This is a genomic window from Nitrospiraceae bacterium, from assembly GCA_035623075.1.
Lineage (GTDB): Bacteria > Nitrospirota > Nitrospiria > Nitrospirales > Nitrospiraceae > DASPUC01.
Genome location: DASPUC010000003.1, coordinates 111,904 through 126,632 on the forward strand (window position 1 = coordinate 111,904; position 14,729 = coordinate 126,632).

General features: G+C 56.1%; 14 protein-coding genes and 1 tRNA gene. All 15 read left to right on the forward strand.

Annotated features, from left to right (window positions below; all coding sequences use genetic code 11):
* Positions 1-87: 87 nt before the first annotated feature.
* The 15 genes from shc (at position 88) to VEI50_00735 (ending at position 14,729) form a co-directional block, all read left to right on the forward strand.
* On the forward strand, positions 88-2,265 hold the full coding sequence (gene shc / locus VEI50_00665) for a squalene--hopene cyclase (GenBank protein HXX73624.1): 2,178 nt from the start codon (positions 88-90) through the stop codon (positions 2,263-2,265).
* Positions 2,244-3,101, forward strand: a complete 858-nt coding sequence (locus VEI50_00670; protein ID HXX73625.1) for a hypothetical protein — start codon at positions 2,244-2,246, stop codon at positions 3,099-3,101. Before shc ends, VEI50_00670 begins: the two co-directional genes overlap by 22 nt.
* On the forward strand, positions 3,098-3,868 hold the full coding sequence (locus VEI50_00675) for an MlaE family lipid ABC transporter permease subunit (protein HXX73626.1): 771 nt from the start codon (positions 3,098-3,100) through the stop codon (positions 3,866-3,868). The genes VEI50_00670 and VEI50_00675 overlap by 4 nt, the downstream gene beginning before the upstream one ends.
* 3 nt (positions 3,869-3,871) lie before the next feature.
* Entirely contained in the window at positions 3,872-4,627 is a 756-nt protein-coding gene (locus tag VEI50_00680) for an ATP-binding cassette domain-containing protein (protein ID HXX73627.1), read from the forward strand.
* 22 nt (positions 4,628-4,649) lie between these two features.
* Positions 4,650-5,093 (forward strand): outer membrane lipid asymmetry maintenance protein MlaD, encoded by a 444-nt coding sequence (mlaD, locus tag VEI50_00685; protein ID HXX73628.1) that lies wholly within the window; start codon positions 4,650-4,652, stop codon positions 5,091-5,093.
* A 43-nt stretch (positions 5,094-5,136) separates the two neighbouring features.
* Positions 5,137-5,787, forward strand: coding sequence for an ABC transporter substrate-binding protein (locus VEI50_00690; protein HXX73629.1), 651 nt, complete (start codon positions 5,137-5,139; stop codon positions 5,785-5,787).
* 17 nt (positions 5,788-5,804) lie between these two features.
* Positions 5,805-7,007, forward strand: a complete 1,203-nt coding sequence (locus VEI50_00695; GenBank protein ID HXX73630.1) for a BamA/TamA family outer membrane protein — start codon at positions 5,805-5,807, stop codon at positions 7,005-7,007.
* Positions 6,982-8,052: a DUF3187 family protein gene (locus VEI50_00700; protein ID HXX73631.1), complete on the forward strand. Its 1,071-nt coding sequence runs from the start codon at positions 6,982-6,984 to the stop codon at positions 8,050-8,052. The genes VEI50_00695 and VEI50_00700 overlap by 26 nt, the downstream gene beginning before the upstream one ends.
* A 154-nt stretch (positions 8,053-8,206) precedes the next feature.
* Positions 8,207-10,153, forward strand: a complete 1,947-nt coding sequence (gene dxs / locus VEI50_00705; GenBank protein ID HXX73632.1) for a 1-deoxy-D-xylulose-5-phosphate synthase — start codon at positions 8,207-8,209, stop codon at positions 10,151-10,153.
* A 16-nt stretch (positions 10,154-10,169) separates the two neighbouring features.
* A complete protein-coding gene (gene ispG, locus VEI50_00710; GenBank protein HXX73633.1) occupies positions 10,170-11,360 on the forward strand; it encodes a flavodoxin-dependent (E)-4-hydroxy-3-methylbut-2-enyl-diphosphate synthase in 1,191 nt (396 codons plus the stop codon).
* A gap of 62 nt (positions 11,361-11,422) precedes the next feature.
* Positions 11,423-11,497 (forward strand) — tRNA-Cys (locus VEI50_00715).
* A 212-nt stretch (positions 11,498-11,709) separates the two neighbouring features.
* Positions 11,710-12,726 carry an adenosyl-hopene transferase HpnH gene (hpnH, locus tag VEI50_00720; protein ID HXX73634.1) on the forward strand — a complete coding sequence of 339 codons (1,017 nt, stop codon included), beginning with the start codon at positions 11,710-11,712 and terminating at the stop codon, positions 12,724-12,726.
* A gap of 68 nt (positions 12,727-12,794) precedes the next feature.
* Positions 12,795-13,187, forward strand: coding sequence for a hypothetical protein (locus VEI50_00725; protein ID HXX73635.1), 393 nt, complete (start codon positions 12,795-12,797; stop codon positions 13,185-13,187).
* 355 nt (positions 13,188-13,542) lie between these two features.
* A complete protein-coding gene (locus tag VEI50_00730) occupies positions 13,543-14,034 on the forward strand; it encodes a hypothetical protein (GenBank protein HXX73636.1) in 492 nt (163 codons plus the stop codon).
* 185 nt (positions 14,035-14,219) lie between these two features.
* The gene (locus tag VEI50_00735) at positions 14,220-14,729 is read left to right on the forward strand and encodes a c-type cytochrome (GenBank protein HXX73637.1); all 510 of its coding nucleotides are present in this window, start codon (positions 14,220-14,222) and stop codon (positions 14,727-14,729) included.

Below are 14,729 nucleotides of genomic sequence, written 5' to 3' on the forward strand. Positions count from 1 at the left end.
GCAGACTCGTTCCGTCTCGTCCTGGCAGCGGAATCAGTCGTTCTCGCGTTCCCGTCTGCCTTGGGTGTTTCCCAGATTAGAAGCACGATGAAACTGTTTCGAACCATATTCACCCGTCTGTCGGATGGCCTTTTCGCGTCCGTCCCGGAAAAATTCCGCCTCGTAGCGGAATTTTCAAAGACCCCGGCCTTGCGCCTCATCTCGGAAAAATCTACGTCTCCCGCCACGGTCGACACGCCGGGTCGGCGTGCTAGCGGGCACTCAGGTGGTCAGGTCGAGGCTATTGATGATGCAGTGCGTCGGAGCCAGGCGTGGTTTATGGCACGGCAGCATACATCCGAAGGCTGCTGGGTCGCTGAGCTCGAGGCGGACACGACGCTGACTTCCGAATACCTCATGCTTCGAAGATTCCTCGATCGGGTTGATCTCGAACGAGAACGTAAGGCGGTCCGCTATCTCCGTTCAACGCAATTACCGGACGGCGGATGGCCGATTTACTACGGAGGTCCTTCGGAGATCAGTGCGTCGGTGAAGGCCTACTTCGCGTTGAAGCTCAGCGGCGTATCGGCGCAGGAGCCTTTCATGGTGCGAGCAAAGGATTGCATCCTCGCGAAAGGCGGAGTCGTCCAGGTGAACGTTTTCACGAAGATCGCCCTGGCGCTGTTTGGTCAGTACGATTGGCAAGGCATCCCGAGTATGCCTCCCGAAATCATGCTGCTGCCGAAGCGGTTTTATTTCAGCATCTATGCGATATCGTACTGGTCGCGCGCGGTCTTGATTCCATTACTCATTGTGTTTGCAGACCAGCCTGTCTGCCGCATCCCTCAAGAAGAGGGTATCGACGAACTCTATGTCACCCCACGGACGCAGATTCGGTATCGCCGGTTTCCTCCGTTCAACAAAGATCAAGGGTGGTTTACCCCGCACAATCTTTTTGTGGTGCTAGATGCCGTGCTGAAAGTGTATGACCGGATGCCGGTCAGTTGGCTGCGTGAGAAGGCTCTCCACAGTGCGGCCACATGGATGTTGGAGCACATCAAAGGAAGCGGCGGACTCGGGGCGATTTATCCCGCCATGGCGAATTCGATCGTGGCGCTCAGGTGTTTGGGCTATCAAGTTGACGACCCGCTCGTGCAGAAAGCGCTCCGCGAGATCGAAGACCTGGAAGTCTACGACAGCATCGGGAGCGGCGAGCAGCGGGTTGAGACGATGCATCTCCAACCCTGCCACTCTCCGATTTGGGATACGTCGGTGTTGATGAATGCCTTGGTCGAAGCCGGGATGGCTCAGGACCATCCGTCGCTGCAGAAGGCCTGTACGTATCTCGTATCAAGGCAGACCAGGACGGTCGGGGATTGGAAGTTCTCATCCCCCAACGCCGAACCGGGCGGCTGGTATTTCCAGTTTGAAAACGAACTGTATCCCGATGTGGACGATTCCGCGGTGGTCTTGATGGCCTTGTCTAAGGTCCACGTGGCTCAGACAGCCGAATTACGGGACTCCATCCGGCGAGGGATGAACTGGGTGCTCGCCATGCAAGGATCGGACGGGGGGTGGGGCGCCTATGACAAGGACAACAATCGCATCGTCTTCAACTATATTCCGTTCGCCGACCACCATGCGTTGCTCGACCCCAGTACGGCCGACCTGACCGGGCGTTGCCTGGAAATGCTGGCCGCGCTGGGCTATGACCAGACTCATCCGGCCGTTGCACCGGCGTTGGCGTTCCTCAAGCGGGAGCAGGAGGAGGATGGCAGTTGGTATGGCCGCTGGGGAGTCAATTATATCTATGGCACTTGGTCCGTGTTGGCCGGTCTACGGGCGATCGGCGAAGATCTGTCGCAGCCGTACATTCGCCGTGCGGTCTCCTGGCTCGAATCGAAGCAGAATCCGGACGGTGGCTGGGGGGAGTCTTGCCTATCCTACGGAGAGTTCGAGTCGAGGGGGGAGGGAGAGAGTTGCCCATCACAAACCGCCTGGGCCCTCATGGCTTTGATGTCTGCTGGCATCACAGATGCCTTCAGCGTGGTTCGAGGGGTTCAGTATCTCCTTCGGCATCAAATGAAGGATGGGTCGTGGGAAGAAGTGCGCCATACCGGCACTGGGTTCCCGCGCGTGTTCTATTTGCGCTATCACTGGTATTGCCAATACTTTCCGCTTTGGGCACTCGCCATGTATAGGAATTTACGGACACGCGGAAGGATGCGCGCCGATGACATACGCAGGCAGGTAATGATCTCCGGGTGCTATCGGTCGGATCGTTGACGATCGCGCCAGCCCAATCCACTGGTTGTGTTCGTGCCCATTCCACTCCTGCCGTCACACGCATCGCAGTATTCGTTGCCACTCGCTGGGAGTTCCGCGCCCTTCATTCCGCTCTTTCACTCGACGAGACGACGATTCTTGGAAGCATCCGCTGTGGCAAGACGGAACGGAACGGGCGCCTCTATTACGTGGTTCAAACCGGCGTCGGCCTCGGTCGTGCGAGTCAGGTTGCCCGATCGGTGCTCAGTGAGGGTGTATGGACGTTGGCCTTATCGACGGGATTTGCTTGCGCGCTGACGACGGCCGGCATCGGGGATCTGATTATCGGGTCAGAAGTCGTTTCGGTTGTTCATGATGGGCAAAGGATCAGGAGAGAAGGTCTCACTCCGTGCTCGCAGGACCAGTGTCTTCGTTTGCTTTCCGTCGGGCGAGAAGCCGGGATACCCGTGAAGAGCGGTACGATCGTGTCGACTCCACGAATCATCTGGCGAGCCGATGAGAAACGGGCCATACGCGATCTCACGGGCGCGGTCGGCCTCGACATGGAGAGTGCCGCATTGGCAGCCGTGGCGCACGAAAGCGGTATTCCAGTGGCAATCGTACGCACCGTGTCTGATCTTCTCAACGAAGATCTGCCTCTTGACTTCAATCTCTTTCTCAGGCCCACTGGGTGGCTCAATGGGTTGTGGGCGCTGATCGGCCATCCATCGAGCTTTGCGGGGTTAAATCGATTGCGAAGGCAGAGTCGGGTGGCTGCCGATCGACTGACTGATTTTTTCAAAGGGTATGCCGCGATGCCCAACGGCGTTCGATCGGCGGCCGGAGAATTCCAATGACGAATTTCACCGAGCATATTGGCACGGCTGTGTTGGCGCTCATCCGAGAAATGGGGAGGATGCTCATCTTTGTCGTGTCCGCGTTCGCATGGCTCATCCGTCCCCCGCTGCGCGTCGTCCAAATCGTCAAGCAATTGCATTTTATCGGGTATAAGTCGACCTTCGTCGTGGTCCTGACAGCCACGTTTACCGGCATGGTCTTGGCGCTGCAAGGATACTACTCGTTACGGAAGTTCGGTGCGGAAGGATGGCTCGGTTCCGCAGTTGCGCTCAGTATGATTCGAGAATTGGGGCCGGTCCTCGCCGCGCTGATGGTGACGGCACGGGCCGGGTCCGCCATGACCGCTGAAATCGGGATCATGCGAATTACCGAGCAGATCGACGCTCTCGATACGATGGCGATTAGCCCGCTGCAATACCTCATCGCCCCCAAGCTGGTGGCGGGCCTGATCGGAGTCCCGTTGCTCGTCGCGATCTTTGATGTGGTCGGGATCTACGGAGGCTATCTCGTCGGGGTGGATCTCTTGGGCGTGAACGCAGGTTCATACTGGAATTCAATGGAGTCGGCAGTGGAATGGAAGGATGTCTACGGGGGCATCCTGAAATCGATCAGCTTCGGGCTCATCGTCAGTTGGGTCTGCTGTTACAAGGGTTTTTACACGAGACAGAGCGCCGAAGGATTAGGGACCGCCACAACCGAGGCCGTGGTACTGTCGTCGGTGGTGATTCTCGTGTGGGATTATTTCCTCACGTCCGTCCTGATGTAAGCCATGATCAGACTGATCGGGGTCGAGAAGACGTTGGGAGGACAGCCGGTGTTGCAGGGAGTGGATTTGTCCATTCCACAGGGGAAACTCACGACGGTGATCGGGCGGAGCGGAGAAGGCAAGAGCGTCCTGCTGAAACACATGATCGGTCTATTGCAGCCCGATCGCGGAGAGGTCTGGGTCGACAACGTGGAGATATCGCGGTTGAAGGGAAGGAAACTCAATGACGTTCGGAAACGCTTCGCGATGTTGTTTCAGGGAGCTGCGCTCTTCGACTCTTTGACGGTCTTTGACAATGTAGCATTTCCGCTGCGGGAGAAGCTGCGGATGAAAGGGCATGATGTCACGAAGCGCGTCGAGGAAAAGCTCGATCAGGTTGGGTTGAACGGCATGGGACACAAGTTCCCTGCCGAACTGAGCGGAGGGATGCGAAAGCGCGCCGGACTCGCCCGTGCGTTGGTCATGGAGCCAGAGATCATTTTGTTTGACGAGCCAACGACCGGCCTTGATCCGCTGATGGTCAAATCCATTCACGACTTGATCGTTGCGACCCAGCGTCGATTCGGATTTACGGCCGTGATGGTCAGTCACGAGATTCCGGAGATATTTGGCATCTCCGATTGGGTGGCGATGCTACGAAGAGGAAAGATTGCTGCGATGGCACCGGCGAAAGAGTTTCAACAGACCACCGATGAAGAGATTAGAGAATTTATTTCCGTTGGAGGGACTGTTGCGATGCCGGCGGCCCACGACCGGTAACTAGAACGAAGGAGCGTTTATCATGGAAAAAGCCAAGCTGGAGCTAGTCGTCGGCATTTTCGTCTTGGCCGGGATCGCGTGTCTGACCTATCTCTCCATCAAGCTGGGCAAGTTGGAGCTCATCGGAGGGGATGTGTACGAGGTCGAGGCCCAGTTCAATACGGCGACCGGTTTAAAGCCAGGGGCATCCATCGAGATCGCCGGCGTGGAAGTCGGGCGAGTGAAAGGCATCACGCTGAGGGACGATCGGGCGGCGGTGTTGCTTACGGTGAACAACAGCGTGAAGCTGTATTCCGACACCATCGCCTCCATCAAGACGCGCGGTATTATCGGCGAGAAGTTCTTGCAGCTTTCTCCGGGAGGAGGAGGTGACCCGTTGAAACCCGGGGATATGATTCGAGACACGGAGTCGGGCCTCGACCTTGAGGAGTTGGTGAGCCAGTATGTTCATGGTAAAGTACAGTGATTTGCGGCCGGTAACGGCAGGACCGAGCGGAAGAGGAACTCTTATGACACCTATGCAAATGGTGAATCGCTGGTTACGGCGAAGCCTGGCATGCTTGTGTGGCCTCGGAGTTGTGGCGACATTGTTCCTTGCCGGATTGTCGTTCGACATGGCCTACGCTGGCCCACCGACGGATGCGATGAAGGGAACGATTGACGAGGTGCTGAGAATTCTCCGCGACAAGGAGTTGAAACAACCGGCGAAGGCCGATGAGCGGAGGCAGCTGCTGGAGAAAGTCGTCGGCGATCGGTTCGATTATCAAGAGATGTCAAGACGGGCGCTGGGGGCTCAGTGGAATACGCTGTCCGATAAGGACAAACAGGAGTTTGTTGGCTTGTTTAAATCTCTCTTGGTCAGTTCGTATGCCGACAAGATCGAGACCTATTCGGGGGAGGGTGTCCTTTACATCAACGAACGCACGGAAAAGGACTATGCCGAAGTCCGCACAAAGGTCCAGACCGGGAAAACCGATATCCCGCTCGACTACCGATTGCTCAACAAGTCCGGTGACTGGCGTGTGTACGACGTGGTGGTGGACGGCGTGAGTCTTGTGAATAACTATCGAGGACAATTTACCAAGATTCTCCGTTCTTCAGGCTACCCAGACTTAGTCGAGCAACTTCGTAAGAAATCCAATCACGTCAGCTCTCCATAGCTCCGTCCGGAACGTCCATGTACAACCTTCGCGGCTTTGTCGCCGTTGTACTGGTAGTTGTGGCGGCGAGTGCCGTTACGTGTCCGAACAACGTAGGAGCTGAGGCGCAGTACTTCCCGATCCCTTCCGTATCCACCAGCAAGAACGACGGCAACGATGCAGGGTTGCTCGTCCCCATCCTGATTACCGATCCAGACGGGGAACTCCGCTACATCGTCGCCCCCATGTTTATCAACAACTCGATCGTTGGCAATAAAGGCATCATCAATGTGTTTCGGTACGAGCCGGGCGGGCGGCAGATGAGATTCATCGGATCCTTTGCCGAGAAGATCGAACGAAGGGTGCTCTTCGACTATACGGATCCCGCATTCGGCGGCGGACGTTATTTTCTGAACTTCGGAGGGACCTTCTTTAAGAATGCCACCGCGCGGTTCTTTGGATTGGGAGACTCTACCAACGAAGACGAGCAAACCAACTATACGGCTCGGGAAATCAGGGGGAACTGGCGATTTGGGATCTACGCAAATGAAGTGACGCAGATTTCCATCGGCCAGCGAGTTCGCGATGTAGAATTGCAACAAGGCGCGACAGATCTTCCCTTCACCGGAACCGTGTTTCCGACTGTCCCCGGCGTTCAGGGGCACACCACGATCATCGGCCATCGTGCGAGTTTCCATTACGATACGCGCAACAACCTCGTGACTCCCACCGATGGGATGGCCGTAAACGCCTATGCCGAGTTGAATCAGAATACCAGTAACAGCCAACACCCAGTCTATTCTCGCTATGAGTTGGAGGTGAAAAAACTTTTGCCGAGTGAATCGAAACGCGCCATCCTCGTTGTCCGCGCCGATCTCCAAGCGACGATCGGGGATCAGGTCCCGTTCTTCGAACAGAGTTCCTTAGGGGGACAAAACAATCTTCGCGGATATGGCGTCGACCGCTATATCGATAAAAATCTGCTCGCGTTCAGCGTGGAGGAGCGGTTCCACGTGGCGCGAACCAAGATCGCAGGTGTGATGGCCGATTTCGAGATCGCGCCCTTCGTGGATACCGGTCAGGTCTTCAGCAAGTGGCAAGACCTCAGTTTCACAAACTACCGAGTCACGCCCGGTCTAGGATTCCGCGGGATCGTCAGGCCCAACGTCGTGGGCCGAGTCGATTATGGGTTCAGTAAAGAGGGGGGAGCGGTATTTGCCGGACTGGATTTCCCGTATTGATGTGAAACGAAAGGACAAGTTCAGCCATCTCTTTTCGTCCTCCTGTCTGATGGCAGGAATGTTGATCATCGTGTGTCAACCATCGGGGCTCGCGTGGGCCGAAGGGTTCGGTCCATTCCCAGTCCGGAATTTTCAACCCTTTCAACAGCTGGTCTTGAGCCTCCCGGGTGACCGCGCCACAGTCGTCAAACCAGGTACGTTGGACTTGCGGCTGGAATTGGCCGAGACGGCGAGCATCTTCGATAGTGGGTCTCCCCAGACCACGGTCACCGTGAAGTTCGAGACCCTGCGGTCTGGTCTCTTCCTTCGGTACGGTGCCACTGAGAAATTGGAGATAGGCCTCGAAGTGCCGGTGCTCTACCGTTGGGATGGATTCATGGATGGGGCCATCAAACAGGTCGAGCGCGTAACGACCGGCTTGTCCCCAGCGCGCGCAGCGCTCAGCAACACTAACTTTGCATTCAATGTGACCCATAGTGGACAAACAGTCATGACCGGAGGTCCCGGCGCGAGCGGACTGGGGGATACCATGCTCGTGAGCAAGTATCAGCTCGTCACCGAAACTGCGGCAACACCCGCTGTCTCACTGAGAGGCGCCGTGAAGTTACCGACAGGAAATCAGGCCGAATTTTTCGGAAGCGGGAGTCCCGATTTTGGATTGGGTCTGCAGGTAGAGAAGCTTGTGGCGGGACGATTTGTCCTATATGCCAATCTTAATGGTGTCTTGCCCACAGGCACTATAGCGGGGTTCTCTTTGCAGCCGACCCTGTCTGCTATGGCGATCGCGGAGTATTTGTGGTCGGAGAACTTCTCGATCACCGCCCAGTTCGACTTCTATTCCACACCCTTTCACGGGACCGGCTCAGACGTGTTTGACAAGGGCGTGACGGAAACAGTCCTGGGGTTCAGCTATCGCATGGCTCCCCACTGGCTCTGGCAGGTCTATGCTGTCGAAAATGTGGATTTTATAACCGGGAGCGCTGCGGACTTTACCCTTTCGACCGTGGTCACCTATCGATTTGAATCAGACCCAGGCCGACGCTGAAAGTAACTTAACGACCTAACCGCTTGACAGTGTGGGGTTTGTATGTGAAACTGACATCTGCCAGCTAACAAGCCACCTTGCTGCTTCGTCTGAGCCTGTCTGAACCTAGACTTTTGTCACCAGGCCTTTACTTTCACGCAAAGGAGTGCGGTGTATGTCGATCTTGAAGAGCATTTCCAGCCCAGCCGACCTGAAGCGGCTATCGCCTGTGCAATTTCCCACACTTTGCCAGGAGATCAGGGAGCAAATCATCAGTGTGGTCTCCAACGTGGGAGGCCACCTCGCGTCAAACTTGGGGGTCGTTGAACTCACCGTCGCCTTGCATTACCTCCTAAACACCCCGAAGGACAAGATCGTCTGGGATACCAGCAATCAGGCCTATGCCCATAAACTGCTCACAGGCCGGCGCGAACGCTTCCATACCCTTCGGCAATACGGCGGGTTGAGCGGATTCTGCAAGCGGGAAGAAAGTGAATTTGATACGTTCAACGCCGGCCATGCCGGTACCGGCGTCTCGGCGGCCTTCGGGATGGTTGAAGCCCGTGAACAGTTGGGACAGAAGCACAAAGTCGTCTGCGTCGTCGGCGATGGAGCAATGACGGCGGGAATGACACTGGAAGGTTTACATCATGCCGGCGGGTTGGGAAAAGATTTTCTGGTGATCTTGAACGACAATCAAATGTCTATCTCGAAGAACGTCGGGGCGATTTCCTCCTACCTCAATCGCACCTTCACCGGGGAGTTTTACACGAAGATGCGAGAGGAGACAGGACAATTATTAAGGAAGATTCCTCGCATCGGCCTTGACATGAAGAAGCTCGCTCGGCGGGCCGAGGAGTTGGCCAAGGGAGCGATCCTTCCCGGTCTCTTGTTCGAAGAGCTCGGGTTTCAGTATGCCGGACCCATCGACGGCCACAATTTTGACCACCTGCTTCCCACCTTGGACAATGTATTGAAGATGAAGGGCCCCGTCTTGCTGCACGTCATTACCAAAAAAGGGTTGGGTTATGAGCCGGCGGTGAAGAACCCTGTCTGGTTTCATGCCTGTCCGTCCTTCGTGCGCGAAACCGGTGCACTGGCCATGAAGGCGGCGCGGCCGTCCTATACGCAGATTGCCATCGAGTCATTGGTCAAGTTGGCCCGCGAAGACAAACGAGTCGTGGCGATCACGGCAGCGATGTGCGAAGGAACCGGCCTCAACATCTTTGAGAAGGAATTTCCGGAGCGATTGTATGACGTCGGGATTGCCGAACAGCACGCGGTCACGTTTGCCGCAGGCCTTGCGACTCAAGGGTTACGGCCGGTGGTTGCGATGTATGCGACGTTCTTGCAACGGGCGTACGATCAGGTGGTGCATGATGTCGCTACCCAGAATCTGCCGGTCACGTTGTGCATCGATCGCGGAGGGTTGGTCGCGGAGGACGGGACGACGCACCACGGCGCCTTCGACTACGCCTATCTTCGACACGTGCCGAACATGGTGGTCATGGCGCCGAAAGACGAGAACGAATTACAACACATGCTCAAGACCGCTCTCCGGTATGATGGGCCTGCTTCGGTCCGATATCCGCGCGGAGTCAGCCTCGGTGTCGAGATGGATTCGCGGATGGATATGCTTCCGATCGGAAAAGGCGAGGTGCTGCGGGAGGGAACCGATGTCGCGATCATCGCGATCGGTGTGCCGGTCTGGCAAGCGGTGAAAGCCGCCGAACGGTTGAGCCAGGACGGCGTGTCGACAGCGGTCGTTAATGCACGTTTCGTGAAACCGCTGGATCGTGAGTTGATCGTGGACGTGGCCAAGCGTGTCCGCTATGTTGTGACCGTCGAGGAGGGATGCAAGATGGGCGGGTTCGGCTCAGCCGTGCTCGAGACCCTCTCGGAGGCCGGTGTTACGGATGTGGCGACGAAAGTCATCGGATTGCCTGATTGGTATATCGAACAGGGGCCTCAAGATCTTCTGCGCGAGCGGTACGGTTTGACGGCAGAGGGAATCTACCAGAGCGTGAAGGAACTCATCGGCAAAACGCCGGCAGCCAGAGACCGATTCACTGGTGCGGCATTGACAGACCATCTCCCGCACGGAGACGAGCAAGGCAGCTAGCTGCGACTAGATCGTCATGCACATCACCAGACGGAAAACACGGCAGATCAAAGTCGGTCCAGTGAAAATCGGAGGGGATGCTCCGGTATCCGTCCAGTCGATGTGTTCGACGGACACGCGGGATGTCGCGGCGACGATCGAGCAAATTCGCCAGCTCGAAGCGGCCGGATGCGAAGTGATTCGCGTCGCTGTGCCGGACGTCGAAGCGGCAAATGTCCTGAGCAAGATCAAAGCCGCCATGACCGTACCGTTGATTGCGGACATTCATTTCGATCACCGGCTGGCTCTGAAGGCGGCTGAAATCGTCGACTGTGTCCGGATCAATCCCGGTAATATTGGCGCCTGGTGGAAAGTCGAGGAAGTGATCAAAGCGGTCAACGATGTCGGGATTCCGATTCGGGTAGGAGTCAATGGCGGCTCGCTCGAGCGACCCCTGTTGGATAAATACGGATGGCCCTCGCCCGAGGCATTGGCTGAATCGGCCCTCAACGCCGTTCACGCACTCGAAGACGTCGGCTTTACCAACATGAAGGTGTCGCTCAAGGCGTCTGACGTTCATCACGCGATCGACGCCTATTGGCTCTTTGCTCATCAATCCGATTATCCGTTGCACATCGGCATTACCGAGGCTGGGACGGCCATGACCGGAGCCGTCAAGTCGGCGATGGGGCTGGGCTATTTGCTCTCGCAGGGGATTGGAGACACATTGCGGGTGTCATTGGCGGCCGATCCAGTCGAGGAAGTGAAAGTGGGATTTGAAATTCTGAAGTCGCTGGAACTCAGGCATCGAGGGATCAACGTCATCGCCTGTCCGACTTGTGGGCGGGTCGAGATCGACGTCGTTCGAATGGCCAACGAATTGGAGAAGAAGCTCGGACATATCAAGGCACCGCTCAACGTGTCGGTTCTGGGTTGCGTCGTCAACGGGATCGGTGAAGGGAAAGAAGCTGACATCGGCATTGCCGGCGGAGAAGGAAAGGGAATTCTCTTCAAGAAGGGCAAGCTGGTTCGCAAGGTGCCGATGGACGAATTAATGGATACCCTGATTCGGGAAGTTGAAATTCTCGCAAAAGAAAAAGAAGCCGAAGGAAACGGCGAGGCGGTATCAGCCACTCAGCCCCATTCCGAGTGGGAGCCGGTTGTTCCTCACTCCGATCAGCCGTCGACGCTCGGGAAAGAAATTCCCGTCCTTTCAAATAAGCGGTAGTCCACTCTCCCCTCACCACTAGCCCCGTGCCCCTTGCCCAGACTATAATGCCGCCCTCGCGAGGCGCCGTACCCAAGTGGTAAGGGAGCAGTCTGCAAAACTGCGATGCAGCGGTTCGAACCCGCTCGGCGCCTCCAAATCGCGCTTCATGCGTGCTGACGGCATTCCAACTCGGGATCATCATGATTTTCGTAACATGCTTCCTCGGCGGTTAGAGGTGACTCCCTCGTAAATTGACGAGTAATTGGTGGGATGTTAGAATCCAGCTGAACCTGAAGGGGTCTACTAGCCAGACTCCCACCCATAGCCGTTCACCATTACAGCACAGCGTCAAGAGAAGGAAAACTGGATGGCCGTTCCGATTTCTCAGATGTTGACGGTTTCAAAGTATGTCCTCACCCAGAAGCTCAAAGGGGTGAAACGGTACCCATTGGTGCTCATGCTTGAACCGTTGTTCCGCTGCAATCTGGCCTGTGCTGGTTGTGGAAAAATTCAATATCCTGATCACGTCCTCGACAAGCGGCTGACACCGGAGCAATGCTGGGCTGCGGCGGAGGAGTGCGGGGTACCAATCGTGAGTATCCCGGGCGGCGAACCGTTGATACATCCGGAGATCGCCAAGATTGTTGAAGGGCTCGTGGATCAAAAGCGGTATGTCTATCTCTGCACGAACGCCATCCTCTTGGAGCGCAAGCTCGATGAATACAAGCCCTCGAAGTACCTCACGTTCAGCGTCCATATGGACGGGTTGCGCGACGAACACGATCTAGCAGTGTGCCGTGACGGGGTCTACGACATCGCGTTAAAGGCGATCAAGGCGGCACTCAAGCGGGGTCACCGTGTGACGACGAATACGACGTTGTTCGACGATGCCAATCCGGAGCGTGTGCGGAAATTCTTTGACGAAATGATGGAGCTCGGTGTGGAAGGCATGATGATTTCTCCGGGCTATAGCTACCAGAAGGCGCCGGACCAGCAGCATTTCTTGAAGCGCGCGAGGACGCGGGAATTATTCTCGCGGATTCTCGGCCGCCCCAAGAGAAGCTGGCGATTCAATCAGTCTCCGTTGTTTTTGGACTTCTTAATGGGCCGGCGAGAATACCAATGCACTCCCTGGGGGAATCCGACCTACAATGTATTCGGCTGGCAAAAACCCTGTTATCTGTTGCAGGAAGGATATACACAAACGTTTCGTGACCTTATGGAGCTGACCGAGTGGGATCGTTATGGTACAGGGCGGAACGAAAAATGCGCCGACTGCATGGTGCATTGCGGCTATGAAGCCTCTGCGGTGGAGGATACTTTCGGCTCCGTTTCAGGCTTCAGTCGGACCGTTAAATTGACCTTGCTCCCCACGTCCCGATAGTACCTCGCGTGAAGGTTCTTCCGCAACTTGGTGTTCTTCACACACGCTTCACGCCTTATGGCTATTCAATGACCGATACGAAGAACCACAGTGGTGGCCAGGGTGGAGGCCTTGAGGGAAGAGTGTTCAGGCCGGCTTCATTCGATGAAGTTGCCGAGGCCGTTGAACTCGCGTTCGACTATCGGGGTGACGTGACGTTGTCGTTAAAATCGGGCGAATCACTGTGTGGCTACATCTTCAATCGCCGCCTGGCGGGATCAGAATCTACCATCGAATTGTTTCCTGCCGAGAACTCGAATGCCGCCATCGTTCGTTACGGTGACATTGCCGCGATTGCCTTTACCGGCGAAGACACGGCTACAGGCAAGTCATGGGAAGCGTGGATGGCAAAAAAAGAATCAGAACGACGGGCTGAAGCCGAACGCGTGGCCACCGAGGCGAAGGCCCGAGGGCATCTCTAAGCTTTTCACCACCGTTCGCATCTGGTCCTCTCATATCCCACACGCTTCCCGAGCCACTTCGGAAGAATTTCGCCAGTTTGGCTGCGCGAATGAAGTCGGGTGTCAAGAACACTGCTATTTCCAAGTCCTTGGAAACGTGCTTATTTTTACAGTAACTTCGCGCCTCCTCTCGTTGACAAACAGGAAGCCCCATGCTAAAAGGGTCGGCCTTAAAATTAGGCGAGCCTGCTCAGAGAAGCTGTTCTGTTGTGTGAGGGAGCAAGCGGAAACTCACCGGCAGAAAATCGGTAACGTCGCGTACGTGAGGTGCAACCAAACAAGGGGGATTCAGTTGCGGCGGAGCGTGCTTGCCGCCGTGATAGGAACAATTGGGCTGGGCGGCTTCCCTTCTGTCGTTTCGGCGACGCATGAAGCCGACCACCGGTTCACGGTCGAGGGGTTCGTCTGTGACGCCGATGGAAAAGGCAGCGCCAATGTCGATGTCTTGGTGAAGGATACCAAGGTCTCCTACGGTCAGATCGTGAAAACCGATGGAGATGGGTACTATAAGGCGACGTTTCATCTTCATAACGACAATCTTGGCGATCCACTGTTGGTGGAAGCCAAAGGAGAGCAGCAAGATCATAAGATACAATTTGATCCGAAAGACCTGGAGACGGAACGAAAAGTTCAGGTGAACTTCGGGACCGGCTGTATTCACGATGTGAACAGTCCTCCGGTGTGGGTTTTTCTTGGGTTAGGGGCCGGAGCCGTGGCCGTTGGCGGGTTCGTGTGCATGAAGATGGTTCGTTCGTGGCGAAGGCAAGAACAGAAGCGGGGGAAATCGCAAGGGAAACGCAAGAAATAACCGATGGCGGTCCGTGGGGCTGATGTGCACCTCGCCGGATCGGTCAGTTGAAGTGGCGGAGAGTCTGCGCGTGGCTTCAAGGGATGCGTTAAGGATCGGCGCTTTTGCTGGGGCAGCTTTGCCCCGGTCAAAGCGCTTTTTTTCGCCTTTGATTCTCAATTTATTATAAGGAGCGAGGGATCGATATGAAGCAGATGACGTGTGCACAGCTGGCGATAGTTCTGGGATTGGGATGGGCCGTGGTGGGCTGCGGAGAAGGTGGGGAAGGGCCGATTGTTCCTCCGCCGCCAGCTCCTGCTGAATATGCCGACAAACATATGCCGGCCGGTTGGTGGACGGATGCAGCGAAGATGGAAGAAGGGAGAAAGCTGTTCATCGGCGAAACGAATCCGGATGTGAACTGTGCCAGCTGTCACGGGAAAGACGGCAAACCGGTCAAGGCTGGCGCGCGAGACTTCCGCAACGGTGAACGCATGAAGCTCTATTCCGATTCCGTCTGGTTCTGGCGCATTTCCGAAGGCGTGCCCAACACGAAGATGAAGGCGTGGAAGAGCAAGCTCTCCGAGGATGACCGATGGAAGCTGATGCTGTTCGAGCGGAATTTCGGATTGGCCGGAAAGGCTTGGGACGTTGAAAAGAAGCTATGGGCTGACGCGGGCACTATCGCAGTGGCGTCAGCAGAGACGGCGAAGTAA

What these genes read in the sequence shown, in the direction of transcription:
- VEI50_00735 (HXX73637.1), top strand. Translation starts at nt 14,220, where the DNA reads ATGAAGCAGATGACGTGTGCACAGCTGGCGATAGTTCTGGGATTGGGA.
- VEI50_00675 (HXX73626.1), top strand. Translation starts at nt 3,098, where the DNA reads ATGACGAATTTCACCGAGCATATTGGCACGGCTGTGTTGGCGCTCATC.
- shc (HXX73624.1), top strand. Translation starts at nt 88, where the DNA reads ATGAAACTGTTTCGAACCATATTCACCCGTCTGTCGGATGGCCTTTTC.
- VEI50_00695 (HXX73630.1), top strand. Translation starts at nt 5,805, where the DNA reads ATGTACAACCTTCGCGGCTTTGTCGCCGTTGTACTGGTAGTTGTGGCG.
- mlaD (HXX73628.1), top strand. Translation starts at nt 4,650, where the DNA reads ATGGAAAAAGCCAAGCTGGAGCTAGTCGTCGGCATTTTCGTCTTGGCC.
- VEI50_00725 (HXX73635.1), top strand. Translation starts at nt 12,795, where the DNA reads ATGACCGATACGAAGAACCACAGTGGTGGCCAGGGTGGAGGCCTTGAG.
- hpnH (HXX73634.1), top strand. Translation starts at nt 11,710, where the DNA reads ATGGCCGTTCCGATTTCTCAGATGTTGACGGTTTCAAAGTATGTCCTC.
- dxs (HXX73632.1), top strand. Translation starts at nt 8,207, where the DNA reads ATGTCGATCTTGAAGAGCATTTCCAGCCCAGCCGACCTGAAGCGGCTA.
- VEI50_00690 (HXX73629.1), top strand. Translation starts at nt 5,137, where the DNA reads ATGACACCTATGCAAATGGTGAATCGCTGGTTACGGCGAAGCCTGGCA.
- ispG (HXX73633.1), top strand. Translation starts at nt 10,170, where the DNA reads ATGCACATCACCAGACGGAAAACACGGCAGATCAAAGTCGGTCCAGTG.
- VEI50_00680 (HXX73627.1), top strand. Translation starts at nt 3,872, where the DNA reads ATGATCAGACTGATCGGGGTCGAGAAGACGTTGGGAGGACAGCCGGTG.